This is a genomic window from Pedobacter alpinus (assembly GCF_042684645.1).
Classification (GTDB): Bacteria; Bacteroidota; Bacteroidia; order Sphingobacteriales; family Sphingobacteriaceae; genus Pseudopedobacter; species Pseudopedobacter alpinus.
The window spans coordinates 25,382-44,555 of the sequence record NZ_JBHULV010000041.1; the positions used below are offsets into that span (position 1 = coordinate 25,382).

A 19,174-nucleotide genomic window follows, 5' to 3' on the forward strand; every position below is an offset into this window, starting at 1 on the left:
TATGGCAAAAACAGAAAGAAACAACATTAAACTAGGCCTATTCGTATTCGCTGGGTTGCTAGTGCTGGTTATCGCATTTTATATGATTGGAAATGGAAGTAATATACTTGGAAGAGACTTTGAAGTAAAAGCTCGTTTTAACAACCTAAGTGGTTTAATGGAGGGCAATAATGTGCTTTTTTCGGGGATTCACGCAGGTACAGTAAAAAAGATTGATATGGTTGCCGATACAATTATTGAAGTAACTATGCAGATAGATAAAAAGGTGCAACCTTTTATCAATAAAAATGCGCTGGCTACAATTGGCACCGAAGGTTTAATGGGTAATAAAGTGATTAACATTGAACCATTACCGCAACCTAGCGCAAAAATAGCCAACGGAGATATGCTGCAAAGTAGTAAACTGGTAAGTACAGAAGAAATGATGAAGACCTTATCTAAAACTAATGATGATGTTGCCGCAATTGCCAAGGCCTTAAAAGGAACAGTTCTTAGTTTAGATACAAGTGAGCTATTTAGCTTACTTAACGATCCTGAAATTAGCAGAAGTTTAAAATCATCACTTAGTGATATTAATAAAACTACCAAAAATGCCAACAACATGAGCTCTGTACTAAACACCATTGTAGAAAATATGAAAAAAGGTAAAGGAGCTGCAGGGATGTTTTTGACGGATCCAGTTCTTGCCTCAAACCTAAAAAATGCAGTTGAGGATTTAAGGCAAACTAGTGGAAATGCAAAAAAGATGACGGCAAAACTTGCTAGTACCGTTGACGGATTAGATTACGATTTAAACAACGGTAAAGGACCAATACCTGCGTTGCTACGTGATTCTAACATGACTCAAAATCTAATTAAAGGTCTTTATAATCTTCAAAAAGGAACGGATGGTTTCAGTGATATTATGGAGGCAACAAAACATAGTTTTCTTTTTAGAGGATATTTTAAGAGACAGGAAAAAGAAGACGCGAAAACCTTTAAGGAATAAAACCCAATTGAGAGGTATTATTGTATTTCTAGCGTCCTCATATTTTAAGATTGAAGCAAACCATGACTAAATATTTTGCCATCCTCCATAGTAATAGTTCTGTGGGTTTTGGCAGCAAAGTCTAAATCGTGGGTAACAATCAGTAATGATTGATGATACTCTTCTGCCAGTTCTTTAAAAATATTAAACACTATATCGCTGTTCTTTTTATCCAGATTACCTGTGGGTTCATCGCCCATAATAATCAGTGGTTCATTAATCAATGCTCTTGCAATAGCGACCCGCTGTTTTTGCCCGCCACTTAATTGGTTAGGATATTTAAGAGCTTCCTTTTGAATACCCAATATTTTTAATTTTTCGTATGCATAATGTTCAACTTCTTTAGGCGAAAGCTTTGACAATTTTAGTCCCGGCAACATTACATTTTGCAGGTTGTTAAATTCGTTTAACAAGTAATGAAACTGAAATACGAAACCAATTTTCTCATTTCGCACTTGTGCTAATTCTTTATCTTTCTTATTTTTCATCGAGATGCCGTCTAACAAAAGTTCGCCTTCATGGTTGGTATCCATGGTTGATAAAATGTAGAGCAAGGTGGATTTACCACAACCAGATTTTCCAACCACAGAAACAAACTCGCCAGCGTTGATAGAAAAACTTATATCCGTGAGCACTTTTACCGTTATCGGATCATGAAATGATTTGCTAATGCCGATGGCTTCAATAACTTTCTTCTCCATAGTTATTTTCCTCTTATAATATCTACAGGGTCAATTTTACTTGCTTTTCTGGAAGGGAAATATCCCGCTAAATACGTTGTGATGATAGAAAACACCGCACCAATTAAATAGAATTTGGGATTATTGTTGATAGGGTAAGTGTTTACTGTTGGCAAAGAAGCCGTATTAAACGGAATTTGACCAATTATAACAGAAAGCCCGAACCCAAAAACTAGGCCGAGTGCGCCACCAACCAAACCAATGGTTAGGGCAATGGTAATAAATATCGCATTTACATCTTTACCCGAAAAACCCGATGCTTTTAAAATGGCTATGGAATCCATTTTTTCATAAATCATCATGTTCAAAATGTTGTAAATCCCAAAACCAGCTACAATTAGTAAGGTAATTCCAACAGCGTAAGAAATCAGCGTTCTTATAGAACTTCCAGTCTCAAACTGTGAATTTGCCGTTTGAATATCCACCGCATCTGTTCCAAATAATTTTCCGTACTTTTTGGCAAGCGCTGGTGCCAAAGTCATGTCGTATAATTTAATCTGAATATCGGTGACGTAATTTGCAGGTTTCCCCAATATTTTTTGCGTGGTAGCAAGCGTAACATAGCCTTGTATTTTGTCCATCTCATCCATTCCTGATTGAAAAAAGCCGACAATTTTTAATGGAAACTGTGTTCCCTTGCTAGTAGTAATTTGAATATTATCTCCTACTTGAACCAACATTTTTTTAGCAACACCAATACCCAAAATGATGCTATTGGGCGTGTTTTTCAAATCCATAGTTTTACCTTCTACCACATAATCCTGAAAAGTAAAAAGTTTATTTTCTGCATCAACATCAATTCCGTCAATAACACCGGTTAAATTAATAGCACCCACATTGTAGAAAATAGGAACCGTATTTTTTGGTGCAACGCCTTTAACATTTCGATCGTTTTTTTACGCTTTGATAATGGCTTCACTGTTCCTGATTTCTAATAGGTCGTTTTTGGGTTTAATATGATTGACAAAGTGGTAAGCGCCTGCGTAAGCCTTGGATTTTGCAATGGGCTGAATTGAGGAAGCAGAAATTTCATTGAATAGCTTGATATGCGGGGTGCGGTTTAAAATCAAATTATCCAACAGATCATTTAAACCACCCATAAAACTGAGCAAAGTGATAAACATGGTAATGCTGAAGGTAACCCCAAAAGCAGCAACCATGGTTTGCTTTAGCCTCGCCCTTAATAAAGCGAGTGAAATTTCTGCAATTAGTTTAAACTTCATTGCTTGGGCAAAACTAACTCGTCGTTTGCAGTAATTCCAGATAGAATTTCCACCATTTGGTAATCCTTCAAGCCCGTTTTTACACTCACTTGCTTCCCAGTTTTATTAACTACTATAGAATCATTCAGCAGGTAATTTCTTGGAATAAGCAGCGCATTATTTTTTGTTTTGATGACTACGTTTGCTTCAAAAGATATGTTTGGATACAAAGTAACTGGTGCTTTTATAAATTCTGCCTCAATGGTAAAAGTTTTACTTTGCACATTCATAATCGGGTTTATTTTGGTAACCACAGCATTAAAAACCGAATCTTTATAGCTATTTAAAACCACCAAAACCGGCATCCCTAACTTTATAGATACGATATCGTATTCGTCAATCTGCATTTCTAATAGGTATTTGGTATCATGCCCCACAGTTGCAATAGCTATTTGAGGACTAACAATTTCTCCTTTTGCAAGGTTCATCTTATAAACCTTTCCTCTCACCTTACTTTTAACCAAGTAATCTCCAGTGTTTTTATTGCTAATAGATAAGTTATTTTGTGCTTGCTTTGCTTGATACGCAACTTGCTTTTGCAGTTCTGCCAGTTTTTCTTTTGCAGAGGTGTAATTGTTTTTTGCATTTTGGTAGGCCAATTCCCGCTGTTCTACTTGAACCAGTGTGCCCACGTTTTGCGCCCATAAGTTATTTTGTCTTTTAAGCATCGAAGCTTCATTGTCTTGTTGGATCTTTGCCAAATTAACCAGCGCCTTTGCTTCAACTATTTTGCCACTATTAAAGTTTTCAGAATTGAATTCAGCGGATAATTTAGCATTTTCTGATTGTAATTTTTGCGCATCATTTACAATGGAAAGTATAGGCGAACCAATTTCTAAAGAAGTGCCTTCATCTGCAAAAATTTCATCTACAATCCCACTTACAGTTGCATAAACTTGATATTGATTTTCGCTCTTTATAAAGCCAGAAGCATAAACGGATTCTGTAATAGATTGCTTTACAGGCTTTATGGCATCTTGTTTTTGCTGGCAAGAAATAAATAGAATTAATAGAAATAGCAAAGCATTTAGCTGATATTTTAAAATGATATTATTGCTTTTTGTCATTTCTTTTGTGTTGTTTGGATTGGTTTGCCCAGCTATTTTGTTCGTAAATTTGAGCATAAAATTAACTTCTAAACTGTGCTAAAAATTTTCTTTTTAATCAACTCAACTTAATCCAAATGTATTGCTTTTCAGGTTGATATGAAGCTTTTGAAATGGGTTTCGGTTAAAATGTGACGAATATCATAATGTGAAGGTGTATGATTTTTAGCTAAGTGGAGCTAAGACGTTATTACATTTTATTGAACAACTTTTGCTTGAGATATTGGTATTACAAGGCCTAATTACCTATTAATTTTCTGAATCTAGAAAGGTTCTGCGTTAGGGATAAAAGTAAAAATCCTTTTTTCCTTCGACTCCGGTAAGGATAAAAAAAGATTGTAACGGATAGCCCGCCCGAATGCCCAAATAATAAATATTAAAAATTTCAGTCTAAGTTTTTTAAGCGTCTAGTTTATTTACCAAAGGTTTTTATCCGAGCATTACAATTAAACTGTTGATACTTTGCTCTTTTCCTTTAATCTTAAATAATAGTACAACGGTTTCCTTGGCCCACATTTGGCTAATTAAATCAAACTTTAAACCCGAATTGGCTATTACATTTTCCAAGTTGTTTAAAACTTCATCGCTATTGTAAAATGATAGACAGGTTAACTTTTCATTAAACAAGACCAACCTCCCTCTTTAAGTCTCCCTTCTGCCAGCTAGCGGAGAGACAGGTTATGCAAATCTTTTAAGCTAATTTTTTAGCACAAACTAAACCCTCGACATTTACCCCTTACCCCTTTTTACCAATTTATAAACTTGTACACAAAACAAAGGAAGCATACTTGCCAATAACGCAATTAACCATGCTTTTATTGGGATAAATTCTAAATTAAGTGCAGTGCGGCTTGCCGGGAAAACGTAAACAATGAAAACAAGAGAAAAACAAAGTAGCAGGGCAATCCATACTAATTTATTTTTAGTGACTTCGTTTTTGAGCATACCAGAGTGTATAGATGACATATTGAAAACGTGGAAAAGCTGCGCAAAAGCTAACGTAATAAACGCAACGTTGTTGATGATGATTGCATCAGCAGCTACATAAACTCGGCAAAGAAATATGGAAAACACAACAGAACCAGTCATCAGTGCGGCGTAGGTGATAATGACCAGCCAGTTTCTGTTAGAGACGATATCTAGTTTTGGATCTCTTGGAGGTCTTTGCATTACGGTTTTGTCGCCTTTGCCAACACCCAAAGCCAGTGCTGGAAAAACATCGGTAACCATATTTAGGAATAAAATCTGTAGAGGCAAAAGCATGGCTGCGGGTGCTAAAAAACCTAAAAGAGTGACAATAAAAATCTCGCTGAGGTTACAGGAAACCAGGTAAATCACAAAGCGTTGAATGTTCTGAAAAATTTCTCGTCCATGTTCCACCGCCTGCGAAATGGAAGTAAAAGAATCATCTTTAAGTACAATGCTTGCGGTTTCTTTTGCTACTTGTGTTCCTCTTAGTCCCATTGCAATGCCTACATCTGCCTTTTTAAGTGCTGGCGCATCATTAACGCCATCGCCGGTCATCGCTACAATGTAACCCGCTTTTTGATAAACAGCAACAATCTCCAATTTTTGTTTGGGCGTGGTTCTAGCAAATACAGCAGTGTTTAAAATCCTTTTCGTCAAATCTTCTTTTAACAAATCCGATTCGGGTAGGTCAATTCCTGATATCACATTGTTATCTTCTGGTTCTGTTATTCCCACTTGTTTAGCGATATTCAAAGCCGTCATCGGATGGTCGCCAGTGATCATCACAATTTTTATCCCTGCTGATCTGCAGTCACTTATTGCATCTTTAATGTCCGCTCGGGGCGGATCTAAAAAGCCTATCAATCCAACGTAGGTGAGGTTTTTAAGATAATCTTCTTCAGGTTTTTCAGAAGATTTAAGGTAAGCAAAAGCGAGCACTCTTAAGCCTGATGCAGAAAGCTTTTCGGCACTCTCAAGAATTTTTTTCCTTTGCTCTTCGGTCAAGTCCATTACAGCGTCTCCCAATTGAATGCTGGTGCAAACAGCTAATAGATTTTCTACAGCGCCTTTGGCTGATACGTTAAAATCACTTCCTTTTTTGTGAAGCGTAGCCATCATCTTGCTCTTAGAGCTGAAAGGGATTTCGGAAATCCTTATAAAATCAATAACCGCTTCTTTTGCGGAAAACCCTGCAGCATCCGCCAAAAGCAAAAGTGAAATTTCAACAGGGTCACCATAAACTTTTTTGTCTTTTGTTGATGGATTTAAAGGTGCGTTATTGCAAAGGCTACCAATTCTCACCAACAGTTCTAAGTCCAATTGACTTTTTTCAACTCTGGCATCCTTAAACTCAAGCGTTCCGTTTTTTATAGAAACCCTGATTTCTTCTGTAGGAAAAGAAAGTACCTCCACATAAATCTTATTTTCCGTTAGTGTTCCCGTTTTATCCGTCAGAATCACATTTACCGAACCCAGCGTTTCTACCGAAGAGAGCTTTTTTACGATGGAATGCTTTTTAGCCATCAGCAACATTCCATAAGCCAGCGCTACCGTAACCACAATGGGAAGCCCCTCCGGAAACGCAGCAACAGCTAATGCAATAGAAGTTTTTAAAATTTGCAACCATGGTTGGCCTTTAATAAAGCCAGAAACTGCAAATAAAGTGGTCATCACTAAAGTAATCCAAATCAGTTTTTTGGTGAGTCTGCTAATTTTAAGGTCGAGTGGTGTTTTCTTAGAAACTGAACTGCCCACCAGTTCGCTAATTTTTCCGAGCGCTGTTTCTTCTGCAATACCGGTAACAATTGCTTTGGCGTTTCCATTGAGTACAGCCGTCCCTTTGTAAACCATATTTTGGGCATGGGCAGATTCTGTTTTTTCGGTCGGGATTTCTAGAGATTTGAAAACCGGAAACGACTCTCCCGTTAGCGAAGATTCATCTACCTGAAAAGCATTTAAAAACACAATTCGTCCATCGCCAGAAACCATATCACCAGCTTCCAGCAAAAGCAAATCACCAGGAATAAGATTTTCGGAAGGAATTTCAATGGTTTTGCCGTTTCTAATAACTTTGGAATAGCTGATATCCATTTCGCGTAACGCCTTCATCGAACTCCTGGCTTGCAACTCCATAAAAAAACCGATGATGGCATTAATCAGAATCACGATAAATATGGCAACGGCTTCGATGTTATTTTTAAAATATAAAGACGCGAATGCGGCCACAAAAAGAAGATAAACGATGGGACTTTTGAATTGCTCCAAAACCATGCGCCACAGGCTTTTTTGTTTTTGACTTTTATAGCTGTTGAGGCCGAAATGTTTGCCACGCTTTAATGCCTCAGCATCAGAAACGCCTTCCGTTTGCGAAGTTGATAAGTTTTTTTCTAACGATTCAGCAGTTAAGGAATAAGCGTTTTTTATAGGATATTCAATTTCCATTTTTTGTTTTTTTTATTGAAACCCGGTTTTCAGTTCGTTAAATTTGCGAATAATTTTGTCTCAAATTCAACCAACTCCAATACGGTTAAGCGGAAGCCAGTTTAATTTTAGATGATGAAACACCTGCTCAGCAATTTCTTCATCCATATTTTCTTTAACGGAAGTGGTTTTCACTGTAATATGTTCTATCAATAATTTCTACAATGATGTGAGATTTTGCTTTTTCAAGTTTTTTAGCATTTAATTCCTGTTTTATTTGTTTTTTGCGCATCATCAATCATTTAAAATATTATTATAACAGTAATGTCTATTATTTAAACCATAAACTTAACCAACTTGGTAAAAGTGAGCTTCTATAAATGATATCAGTTACATAACTTGGTGTTTTTGTTACATTATTCACACCTCAAAAGCGGCTTTTTATAGCAGTTTAGTTAAAGCATTTACGGTTATAGCGTAAACAAACAATTACTTTTTAAAGCTTTGGCGCTATAATTGGGCTAATGGTTTAAACTACAAAAGTTCCCTTCAAACACATCAATATTTAATTCCGTTTTTTACAATAATTTAAAGCAAAACAATGAAGCTTCACATTAGAAATATGGTTTGCATTAGGTGTAAAATGATTGTTAAACAAGAATTGAAGAAGCTTTCTTTACATTATTTAATTGTAGAATTTGGAGAAGTAGAGATATTAGAAACCATTAATACCACGCAGTTAAATGAACTAAATACTGCTCTTTTAAAATATGGTTTAGAGTTAATGGATAGCAAAAAAAGTATCCTGATAGAAAAAATAAAAAAGATTATAGTAGAATTAATCCATTACTCTGATGAACCAGAAAAAATTAATTTTTCTAATTACCTCAGCGAAAAATTAAATCATAATTACACTTACTTAGCCAACTTGTTTTCAGAAACTGTTGGGATAAATATTGAGCATTACATTATTACCCATAAAATAGAAAGGGTAAAAGAGTTGTTGGTTTATGATGAGCTTTCCCTTACAGAGATTTCATATCAACTACATTATAGTAGTGTAGCACATTTATCTAACCAGTTTAAAAAGATTACTGGCTTAACACCTTCGCACTTTAAGAAACTAAAGTTAAACAGGTGTATGGGAATTGTTAATCCGGTTTAATAACTTAATCTCATTCTGTATAATATATCTTCTGCAAAGATGAAACCGTAGATAACAGAATCAAAATTCTATGATATTTGCTTTTCTTTTAAATATATCCAAGATTTAAATAACCTAAAAGAAATTTAATACTTTAGTTCAAAACACAGTAAATTAAAGCTGCTCATTTTTTAAATAAATAGTAAAGGTACTCCCACTATTTACCGTACTTTCTACCTCAATTTTACCGCCTGCAGCATTTACTATTTTTTTTGCCAAGTATAAACCTATCCCACTTCCTTCTATGTTTTGGTTCAATCTTCCATACATCTCAAAAATTTTATCCTTTTCATTTTCATTCATTCCTCTTCCGTTGTCTTTTACAGATAAAATAATTTCATCTTTATTTTTAACAGTTTGGATATAAATTTCAGGGCTATTTTCGCCCTTAAATTTTATAGAATTTGATATAAGGTTAAATAAAATACTTCTTATATTTTTTTTGGAGAACCAAATTTTGTCTATTTCAATATTTCTATGAATAGTTGCTTTCGAAAATTCTATTTTATCTTTTAGGCTCCACACAATGTTATCTAACTGTTCATTTATATCAACAGATTCCATCTTTATCATGTCGCCTTCAATTTTTGCTATTACAGAAATATCAGTAATTAGTAAACGAAAAGTCTTTACAGACATGTTTATGATATCTAATATGTCTGCCAATTTTTCATCAGATAAAGCAATTTTATTCATTACATTAATGCTGGTTTCTATATTACCCAATGGCGCTAAAAGATCATGAGATGCTGCGTGGATGAAATGATCTAAATCTGTGTTTATTCTTGTTAAACTTTTGTTTTTTAAAGCTAGTTCTGTTTGCGCCTCCTTTAATGCTGTTACATCATTAAAGGTGATAATAGCACCATTTATTTTATTATCAGCAAGTTTTAGGTAAGGCATTATCATCATCTGATACCATTTTCCGTTGATGGTTTCAATTTCTTTTGAAATTAGACTGCCTTTTTCAAGCACTTCTTTAACATCATTAATAATGTTTTCAAATTTAATGTTAGTAGAAATATGGTTAATTGGTCTGCCTATATCCGATTCCATTAAATTGATTTGCTGAACCGCTCCAGGTGAAAACTTCATCAATTCTAACTCATTATTTATAAATAGCTGTCCGTTTATATTGCTTCTAAAATAATTATTTAAATCATCGTTCATGTCTAACAACTCTTTGTTCTTGAGTTGATAATCGGTATTTATTGTATGCAACTCTTCATTAACAGATTGCATCTCCTCATTAGTACTTTGCATTTCTTCATTAGCAGAAATCAATTCCTCATTAAAAGATTGCATATTTTCATTAGAAGCGTCTAATTGTTGATAAGCAATTTGTAATTTGTCTTTTATTTCCTTTAATTCCTCCTCCAAATTCTCAGTATATTTATCGTAGTAAACCTTTTCATCAAAAAGAAGAAACTTGTTTGTTGATGCTGCTTCCAGATCAGATGTAAAAATCACCATCAACACTTTTGAAGTTGCTCTTTTGTCTATTAAAGGAATAATGGTCATCGTCACATTTAAAAACTTATCTCCTTCTTTAACCATAATTCCGCTTACACACTCTCTCATATTTGATTTTCTAGCACTAGTGCTTAGATTATTGAATGCGATAGCTATTGAGCCTACTAACAATTCGGCTAAATTTGAATTAAAATTTTCTTGGATAAGGTATCGTTTAGTATCGCCAAAAGATTTAATTACCTGATTGTTTTCATCTATACAAATGGTCAAATAATTCAATTCTTTAGCTAATTCTATATTCATAATTTCTGATTGTGTATTACCCATCATCTTAGTAGGCTCATTTCTTAACAAAATAGGCAGGTGTTTTTGTTCAAGAAATTCAGGTATAGAGAAGTTGTCGAAACTTAAAATTCTTTTTGTTTTTATATTTTTATAGATCTTCCACTTTTTATTAACCACTTCTAAACTAGAGATAATAGGCATTGGATTTTCACTTGATCCTAGGAATAAGTAGCCGTCCATACGCAAACCAAAGAGCAACATGGAGAATATTTTTTTCTGCAATACAGGTGTTAAGTATATTAGAATATTTCTGCAACTTATAAGGTGCATATTACAATAAGGCGGGTTTTTAACCAAATCATGATGGGCAAATATGACCATCTTTCTGATAATTGGGTTTATTTTATACCGTTCTCCTTCTTTTAAGAAATTTTTACTTAACAATGCTGCGGGGATATTTTTAATAGCAGCTAGGGGGTAAATACCTTTACTAGCAAAATCCATCGCAACGGAATCAATATCTGTAGCAAATATTTTAACTATAATGTCTTTAAATTCGCCCGTTAGTTGTTCTGCAATAAGAATTGCAAGCGTATAAACCTCTTCTCCTGTAGCGCAACCTGCCACCCAAATTTTAAGTTCTTCCTCAGGCTGAAGTTTCTTTAACAGGTTAGGAATAATATTTTCTTTAATAATATTAAAAGCATCAGGGTCTCTAAAAAAGGAGGTTACGCTTATTAAAAATTCTTTTGATAGCTCGGTAATTTCTTCGGGAGTTTCTTTTAAATATTCTAAATAAGTGTTCAAACTGGTAAAATTTCCGTTTGTAGCCCTTCTTTTTGTTCTTCTAAGAATGGTAGTGTTTTTATACTCTGAAAAATCAAGCGGTGTTTTTTGTTTAATAAGCTCAATAATAGTTGCTAATGCTTTCTCATCATCATCATCGTCACTATTATTTAAAGTTTCATTTCCATTTTTCACAAAATCTTCAATTGCCATAGGCATCAATTCTGGTTCCAAAATAAAATCAACAAGACCAGTATGGATAGCTTGTGTAGGCATACTTGGATATGGGGAGGTTTCTGGGTTTCTTACCATAATCATTCCCCCACTTTTTTTAATTGACTTTATTCCTTCGGTACCATCGGCACCTAAGCCAGAAAACACAATGGCAATAGCTTTACGGCCACAGTCCATAGCAAGAGAATTAAAAAAAAGATTGATACTCAGGTGTGGGCCTTGTTTATTTTTTTCGGTTAACAATAATCGACCGTGTTTAATGGTCATGTACTTATCGTTTGGTATTAAATAAACATGATTAGTGTGTACCTCTTCGTTCTTTTCGGCTTCTTTTATCTCTAGTTTGCTGTGGCGAGCTAATAGTTCAACCATTCTACTTTTAAAATCTGCCGATAAATGTTGAATAATCACATAGGCCACACCATCTAATGGCGTGTGATCAAAAAAGGAATTTATTTCTTCCATACCCCCTGCGGAAGCACCAATTGCAATAATATATTTTGGTTCTTTTGATTTCATGAAAGTATTAAAAAAAATATGGTAAACTTGCTTGGTAGAGTTGACTTTCTGATACAATGTATTGTTTAAATATCACTATAACTAATTAGTAATCATATATTTCAGAATCAATCAATTATAAATCGTTATTGTTTACTAAATTAACTACCTCATTAATTTTTTCTTCTAATTTTTTTGTTGCGGTATGTAACATCATCAAATATTCTTTTGAAGCCACATAATTTTCACTCTCTATTAAAATCATCATTCCTAATATGCTTGAAACAGGACCTCTATAATCGTGAGACTGGATTTGGGCTATTCTCATTAATAATTTTTTTTGATTCAATATTTTCAACTCATGCAACTTTCTTTCGTTGATATCTTTTGCGGTATAAGAAACTCCAATTATTTCGTCACTATCGTTAATTACGGGTTCAAACCTACACTCCCACCATAATTTATCGTTAGTAATAAATCCTTCTAATTTTTCTAGGTTTGAAGCATTTCCTTTTAATGCATCGTCAAAATGGTATAAAAAGGTTTCCTTAAACTCGGGATTTAAAAAACCATTTATTGTTCTCCCAAGTGACAATTTGGTTAGGTAGTTATTTTGGATTTGACGATATGCTATTTTATTAAAATCTAAAACTTCACCATGTTTACCTAACAAAAAATAAGCATCAGGTAAACTTTCAAACATCGCCCGAAGCTTTATTTCGTTATAAGACTTATTTTTTTGAATCACTTTAAGATTCGTTAAACTATAATTTAATTGCTCAATCGTTAATTTTAGTTCCATTATATTAGATACACTTAGTGCTAAAGATTTTAACGACATTTTTTGTTCTGTAGTAGGGATATGTGTTTTTTTATCCATCACACACAGTGCCCCTATGCAATGCCCTGCTTGGGTAATTAAGGGATAACCTGCATAAAATCTAATTTTAGGATGATTAACAACAAAAGGGTGTTCTGAAAATCGAGGATCATTAAGCGTATCTTTAACAACATGAATACTTTTACGTTTTACAGTATAAATACAAAAAGATAAATTGCGGGGTGTTTTATCAAAATGTAACCCTTTGCTTATTTTTATCCATTGTGTTTCATCATCAATTAAAGTAACACATGCTATAGGTGCGTTAAATACTTTAGCAACAACAGTAATAATATGCTTTAATTGTTGATTGTATTTTAGATTAAGTGATACAAACTGTTTTACAACTCTTATACGCTTTGGTTCATTAATAACCAATAAATTCTTAGAGCCCGCTTTAAACATGAATTTTAGGTTTTAGATAAGTAAACTTTGATTTTTATAGTAGCTTTTGCATTAGCAATGTAAGCAAACATATTAGGTTTGTAGTTTATTTGATATTTATAGCTAACAATTGTGAAATAGTTGATCTTTAAACACCATTTACACTAATGATTTTGATGAAGTTATTTAATAGTTTTTAAAGAAACACTTTCTAAATGTTTTCTAAAAAACACAAAAATTTCATACAAACTATAAAATGAATAGTTAGTCTATATTATAATTATTAGATACATAAGAGCCCGTTAAAATTTGTATTGTAAAAATGTTTATAGCTTATTTTTGAGCGAAATGAGGCAAATTTTGCAGAGATAGCCGGAAGCTATCTCAATAAGCTTAAAAAATTGTAGCCAAAAAGAAGTATAAACAAATTATTAGATAAATCAAAACAGGCTCTAAATATTTAGAGTAAAATAAAAGCATCTTACACATACAACTAGATACCAGTCTTAAAGGATAAAAAACCTACAATTCTTAAAATTTAGTCTTTTTTTCTTCTTACGTATGCTTTCTAATAGTTAGTTCGCAACTACATCAGCTATTTATCAATTTATTTTACCAGGCTTAAAAGCATCATTTAAAACTTTACAACCTTCATTAACTGCCTGCAATAGAAATCACAAAAACTAGGTGAAAATTGACTGAATTCCATGAGTAAATACGATTGAAACCTCACCAAAAAAACCTATTTTTGCGCTTTCAAAAAAAAACAAGCATGATTTATTTCTTCATCAATCAATCGCAAGCCATTTTTGTTTTACAAACTAACCAGGTGCTTGCTTCACAAGATATTGTTAAACTCGAATGGTTATTTGGCGATGCTAAAATATCATCCGAAAAAGAATTAGCAGGTTTTTTTATCGGCCCAAGAGCTGCAATGATTACGCCTTGGAGTACCAATGCGGTGGAGATTACTCAAAACATGGACGTTCATGGCATTATAAGAATTGAAGAATTTAAAAAAGTTGAGTCAGATTTTGCTGATTTCGACTCCATGCTTTCTCAAAAGTACAATAATTTAGGTCAGGATGTTTTCAGCATCAACATCAAACCAGAACCTATTTTATCAATTACAGATATTGCAGCTTACAACATTCAAGAGGGCTTATCTTTAAGTGATGAAGAAGTTAAATACTTAGAAAATCTTGCTAAAAAACTGGAAAGACCTTTAACAGATTCTGAAGTATTTGGCTTTTCGCAAGTAAACTCAGAACATTGTCGTCATAAAATTTTTAACGGAACATTTGTCATTGACGGTGTTGAACAACCAACATCGCTGTTTAAGTTAATTAGAAAAACTTCTTCAGAAAATCCGAATGACATTGTTTCTGCTTACAAGGACAATGTAGCGTTTATAAAAGGTCCTAAAATACAACAGTTTGCACCAAAAAGAGCCGATGTACCAGAATACTATACAACAAGTGATTTTGAATCGGTGATTTCTATCAAAGCCGAAACACATAATTTTCCAACAACTGTAGAGCCATTTAACGGAGCCGCAACAGGTTCTGGTGGCGAGATTAGAGATAGATTAGCGGGTGGACAAGGTTCTTTACCTTTGGCAGGAACCGCTGTTTATATGACTGCACTTTCTCGTTTGGCAGATGACCGCCCTTGGGAAAAAGGAGTAAAAGAAAGAAATTGGTTGTACCAAACACCAATGGATATTTTAATTAAAGCTTCTAACGGAGCAACAGATTTTGGAAATAAATTTGGGCAACCTTTAATTACAGGTTCTGTTTTAACTTTTGAACATGAAGAGGGCAACAGAACATTAGGCTTTGACAAAGTGATTATGCTTGCAGGTGGTATTGGTTATGGAAAAGCAAGTCAGGCACAAAAGAAAAAACCACAAGAAGGTGATAACATTGTTATTTTAGGTGGAGAAAATTATAGAATTGGAATGGGTGGCGCAGCGGTTTCATCTGCTGATACTGGCCAACATGGTAGTGGTATTGAGTTAAACGCAATACAACGTTCAAACCCCGAGATGCAAAAAAGAGCAGCAAATGCTGTCCGCGGCATGGTAGAAAGCGAAGAAAATTTTATTGTTTCTATTCACGATCATGGCGCTGGTGGTCACTTAAATTGCCTTTCAGAATTAGTAGAAGATACTGGTGGTTTAATTAATTTAGACAAATTACCTGTTGGTGATCCAACTTTATCAGCAAAAGAAATCATCGGAAACGAATCTCAGGAACGTATGGGATTAGTAATTAGCGATCAGCATATTGAAACTTTACAAAAAATTGCAGATAGAGAGCGTTCTCCAATGTACACTGTAGGTAAAGTTACTGGCGATCATCGTTTTACTTTTAAATCAGAGAAAACTGGCGCTAAACCAATGGATTTAGAATTGGCAGCCATGTTTGGTAGCTCGCCAAAAATTGTAATGGATGATAAAACCATCGATTACAAATACGAAAGTATCACTTACGATAAATCACAACTTAATACTTATTTAGAGCAGGTTTTACAATTAGAGGCTGTTGCCTGCAAAGATTGGTTAACCAATAAAGTTGACCGTTGTGTTGGTGGCCGAGTAGCTAAACAACAATGTGCTGGTCCGTTGCAGTTACCTTTAAACAACTGTGGCGTTATGGCTTTAGATTTTCAAGGTAAAGAAGGAATTGCAACTTCAATTGGTCACTCCCCTTTAACGGCCTTAATTGATGCTGCGGCTGGTAGCAGAAATGCGATTGCAGAATCTCTTTCTAATTTAGTTTGGGCTCCACTTAAAGACTGTATAAAAAGTGTTTCCTTATCTGCAAACTGGATGTGGGCTTGTAAAAACGAAGGTGAAGATGCTCGTTTATATGCTGCAGTAAAAGCTTGTTCAGATTTTGCGATTGATTTAGGAATCAATATCCCAACAGGAAAAGATTCTTTATCAATGAAACAGAAGTACAAAGATGGTAATGTAATTGCACCAGGAACAGTTATTATTTCTGCGGGGGGCAATTGTAATGATGTGACTAAGGTAGTTGAGCCAGTTTTGCAAAAAGATGGTGGCGCCATTTACTATATCAACTTATCTAATGATGTTTATAAATTAGGCGGTTCTTCCTTCGCTCAGATTTTAAATAAAATTGGCAACGAAACGCCAGATGTAAAGGACGCGGCCTCGTTAAAAAACACTTTTAACGTAATTCAGGAACTAATAAAAGAAGGTAGAATTGAAGCAGGACATGACATTGGCAGTGGCGGTTTAATCACCACGCTATTAGAAATGTGTTTTGCTGATGTGAATTTAGGTGCAAAAATAGATTTATCTGCATTAACAGAAAATGACAGCGTTAAGTTATTATTCTCAGAAAATATCGGTTTGGTTTTCCAAGCGGATAGTTCGGTTGAAGCGACTTTAAAAACCGCTGAGGTTAATTTCTTTAAAATTGGAGAAGCCACATCATCTGCAACTTTAGAAATCACTAACGCTAATGAAAACTTTAGTTTCGATATTGCGCACTTACGTGATGTTTGGTTTAAAACTTCGTATTTATTGGATAATAAACAAACCGGAAACGGATTAGCTAAAGAACGTTACGATAACTATAAAAACCAACCACTAACTTATAAATTCCCTGCTCATTTTAACGGTAAAAAACCGGTTATTGATGCTTCTAAACCTCGCCCTAAGGCAGCAATCATTCGTGAAAAAGGAAGTAATTCTGAACGTGAGGTTGCTAATGCCATGTATTTGGCAGGTTTTGATGTAAAAGATGTGCACATGACGGATTTAATTTCGGGCAGAGAAACATTAGAAGACATCCAATTTATTGGTGCTGTTGGTGGTTTTTCTAATTCTGATGTTTTAGGTTCGGCTAAAGGTTGGGCAGGTGCATTTATGTATAATGAAAAAGCCAGAGTTGCCTTAGAAAAATTCTTCGCCAGAGAAGATACGCTTTCTGTAGGTATTTGTAATGGTTGTCAGTTATTTATAGAGCTAGGTTTAATTAACAAAAACCACGAAGAAAAACCTAAAATGTTGCATAACAAAAGTGGTAAACACGAAAGTATTTTCACTTCATTAACTTTACAAGAAAATAATTCGGTGATGCTATCTAGCCTTGCTGGTAGCACTTTGGGCGTTTGGGTATCACACGGAGAAGGTAGATTTTCACTTCCTTACGCAGAAGATAAATATCAAATTGTAGCAAAATACGGTTACGAGCAATATCCTGCTAATCCGAACGGGTCTGATTTTAATACCGCTATGTTATGCGATGAAACTGGACGCCATTTAGTGATGATGCCACACATTGAACGCTCTTTATTTCAATGGAACTGGGCAAACTATCCAAAAGGTCGTAAAGACGAAGTTTCACCTTGGATGGAAGCTTTTGTAAACGCAAGAAAATGGGTTGAAGAGAAACAGAAATAAATTAATAATGAAATGATAAAGCCTTAAAACACCAGAATTAATCTGGTGTTTTAAGGCTTTTTTTATGTGCTTCAATTTCAAGCACAAATCAGCAAAATCCTCTTAAGAATTAGGCTTTTTAAAAGGCTTCTTTTTTTTCCAATTTTGGTTAAAATTTTTCTTTATTTTTACTGAAGGCTTATATTCTGGACCAGCAGTAAAACCTTCTGGTAAGGCAATTTTCGGAACCTCTTTACCAATCAATTCTTCAATTCTTCCAAATTTATATTGGTCTTTATCGTTTATAAAAGTGATAGCTGTACCGGTAGTTTCTGCCCTTGCAGTTCTCCCAATACGGTGTATATAATCTTCAGGGTCTGGTGGTACATCATAGTTTACAACCAAACTAATTCCAACCACATCAATGCCTCTTGATATTACATCGGTACCAATTAAAATAGATAAACTTTTACCTCTAAAACGCACCATAATATCTTCTCTGGCATCTTGGTCTAAATCAGAATGGAATGCTTCTGATTTTATTCCCTTACGGTTTAAAGAAGAATTTAGCTTTTTAACTATTTCTTTACGCGATGCAAAAATAATAGCACTTTTATATGCTGCATTACTTAAAATGGAAATCAGTAAATCTATTTTCTGTTCATCAAAAGCTAAATAAGCTTGTTGCAAAATTCCTTCCGATGGTTTTGAAATTGCAATGTTAACTTCTACTGGGTCAATTAATATCTTTTTTGATAATGACCTTATTTTTGGCGGCATTGTGGCCGAAAACAATAAATTCTGCCTTTTTTCTGGCAAATAGCTAATTATTCTTACAATATCTTCGTAAAAACCCATGTCCATCATTCTATCAGCCTCATCTAAAACTAAGTGTTTTAAATGCTTAAGTTCAATAGTACCTGATGTTAAGTGCGCAATTAACCTACCTGGTGTAGCAACAATAATATTCACACCATCTGTTAAAGAACGTTTTTGTTGTTCATAACTAAAACCATCACCACCCCCATAAACTGCTATAGAAGTACAGCCTGTAAAGTATGCTAAACCCATTATTTGTTGGTCTATTTGTAAAGCCAACTCTCTTGTAGGAGATAATATTAAAGTATCAATTACACTTTTATCCTCTTCTTCTATTTTATGTAGCAGGGGCAAAAGGTAAGACGCTGTTTTACCTGTACCTGTTTGCGCACAAGCAATAATATCTTTACCGGCAAGAATATGTGGAATAGCTTCTTGTTGTATTGGAGTAGGTTTCGTAAAACCCATTGTATCAAGTCCTTCTTGTAAAGAAGGAACAAAGTTAAAATCTTCGAATTTCAAAAATTGTATTTTATATTATGTATTTCACAAATATAAACTAATTAATTAAACAGCATAAAATCAATAAGGTTATTACCAGGGTCAACGCATTTAAATTTGATTAAAGATTTTTATTAGATAGTCGTTATCCCATCCTGCCTTAAGTCT

At 34.2% G+C, this 19,174-nt stretch carries 11 protein-coding genes and 1 pseudogene; 3 read left to right on the plus strand and 9 right to left on the minus strand.

The genetic code is table 11. The features are described from left to right. Position 1 precedes the first annotated feature (1 nt). A complete protein-coding gene (locus ACFSSE_RS11755) occupies positions 2 to 988 on the plus strand; it encodes an MlaD family protein (RefSeq protein ID WP_379042467.1) in 987 nt (328 codons plus the stop codon). 44 nt (positions 989 to 1,032) lie between these two features. Here the strand turns inward: ACFSSE_RS11755 and ACFSSE_RS11760 are convergent, their stop codons facing one another. From ACFSSE_RS11760 to ACFSSE_RS11785, 6 genes and pseudogenes are all read right to left on the minus strand, one after another. Further along, complete coding sequence (locus ACFSSE_RS11760; RefSeq protein ID WP_379042464.1) at positions 1,033 to 1,728, minus strand: ABC transporter ATP-binding protein; 696 nt, start codon at positions 1,726 to 1,728, stop codon at positions 1,033 to 1,035. Between the two features lie 2 nt (positions 1,729 to 1,730). Further along, a complete protein-coding gene (locus ACFSSE_RS11765) occupies positions 1,731 to 2,249 on the minus strand; it encodes an ABC transporter permease (protein ID WP_379042552.1) in 519 nt (172 codons plus the stop codon). Further along, positions 2,235 to 2,642: pseudogene (locus ACFSSE_RS11770) on the minus strand (ABC transporter permease); the annotation flags it as partial. The pseudogene ACFSSE_RS11770 and the gene ACFSSE_RS11765, both read right to left, overlap by 15 nt. A gap of 21 nt (positions 2,643 to 2,663) precedes the next feature. After that, positions 2,664 to 2,990: a hypothetical protein gene (locus tag ACFSSE_RS11775; RefSeq protein WP_379042461.1), complete on the minus strand. Its 327-nt coding sequence runs from the start codon at positions 2,988 to 2,990 to the stop codon at positions 2,664 to 2,666. Next, complete coding sequence (locus ACFSSE_RS11780; protein WP_379042458.1) at positions 2,987 to 4,153, minus strand: efflux RND transporter periplasmic adaptor subunit; 1,167 nt, start codon at positions 4,151 to 4,153, stop codon at positions 2,987 to 2,989. The genes ACFSSE_RS11775 and ACFSSE_RS11780 overlap by 4 nt, the downstream gene beginning before the upstream one ends. A gap of 711 nt (positions 4,154 to 4,864) precedes the next feature. Further along, on the minus strand, positions 4,865 to 7,546 hold the full coding sequence (locus ACFSSE_RS11785) for a cation-translocating P-type ATPase (protein ID WP_379042455.1): 2,682 nt from the start codon (positions 7,544 to 7,546) through the stop codon (positions 4,865 to 4,867). A gap of 580 nt (positions 7,547 to 8,126) precedes the next feature. Between ACFSSE_RS11785 and ACFSSE_RS11790 the strand changes: the two genes are divergently transcribed. Beyond that, a complete protein-coding gene (locus ACFSSE_RS11790) occupies positions 8,127 to 8,690 on the plus strand; it encodes a helix-turn-helix domain-containing protein (RefSeq protein ID WP_379042452.1) in 564 nt (187 codons plus the stop codon). A 153-nt stretch (positions 8,691 to 8,843) separates the two neighbouring features. On the opposite strand, the gene ACFSSE_RS11795 is transcribed toward ACFSSE_RS11790, so the two are convergent. Further along, positions 8,844 to 12,026 carry a chemotaxis protein CheB gene (locus ACFSSE_RS11795; protein WP_379042449.1) on the minus strand — a complete coding sequence of 1,061 codons (3,183 nt, stop codon included), beginning with the start codon at positions 12,024 to 12,026 and terminating at the stop codon, positions 8,844 to 8,846. 115 nt (positions 12,027 to 12,141) lie between these two features. Continuing rightward, the gene (locus ACFSSE_RS11800) at positions 12,142 to 13,290 is read right to left on the minus strand and encodes a GAF domain-containing protein (RefSeq protein ID WP_379042446.1); all 1,149 of its coding nucleotides are present in this window, start codon (positions 13,288 to 13,290) and stop codon (positions 12,142 to 12,144) included. Between the two features lie 727 nt (positions 13,291 to 14,017). Here ACFSSE_RS11800 and purL point away from each other — a divergent pair. After that, positions 14,018 to 17,707 carry a phosphoribosylformylglycinamidine synthase gene (purL, locus tag ACFSSE_RS11805; protein ID WP_379042443.1) on the plus strand — a complete coding sequence of 1,230 codons (3,690 nt, stop codon included), beginning with the start codon at positions 14,018 to 14,020 and terminating at the stop codon, positions 17,705 to 17,707. Positions 17,708 to 17,809: 102 nt separating this feature from the next. On the opposite strand, the gene ACFSSE_RS11810 is transcribed toward purL, so the two are convergent. Next, positions 17,810 to 19,027 (minus strand): DEAD/DEAH box helicase, encoded by a 1,218-nt coding sequence (locus ACFSSE_RS11810; RefSeq protein ID WP_379042440.1) that lies wholly within the window; start codon positions 19,025 to 19,027, stop codon positions 17,810 to 17,812. Positions 19,028 to 19,174 lie beyond the last annotated feature (147 nt).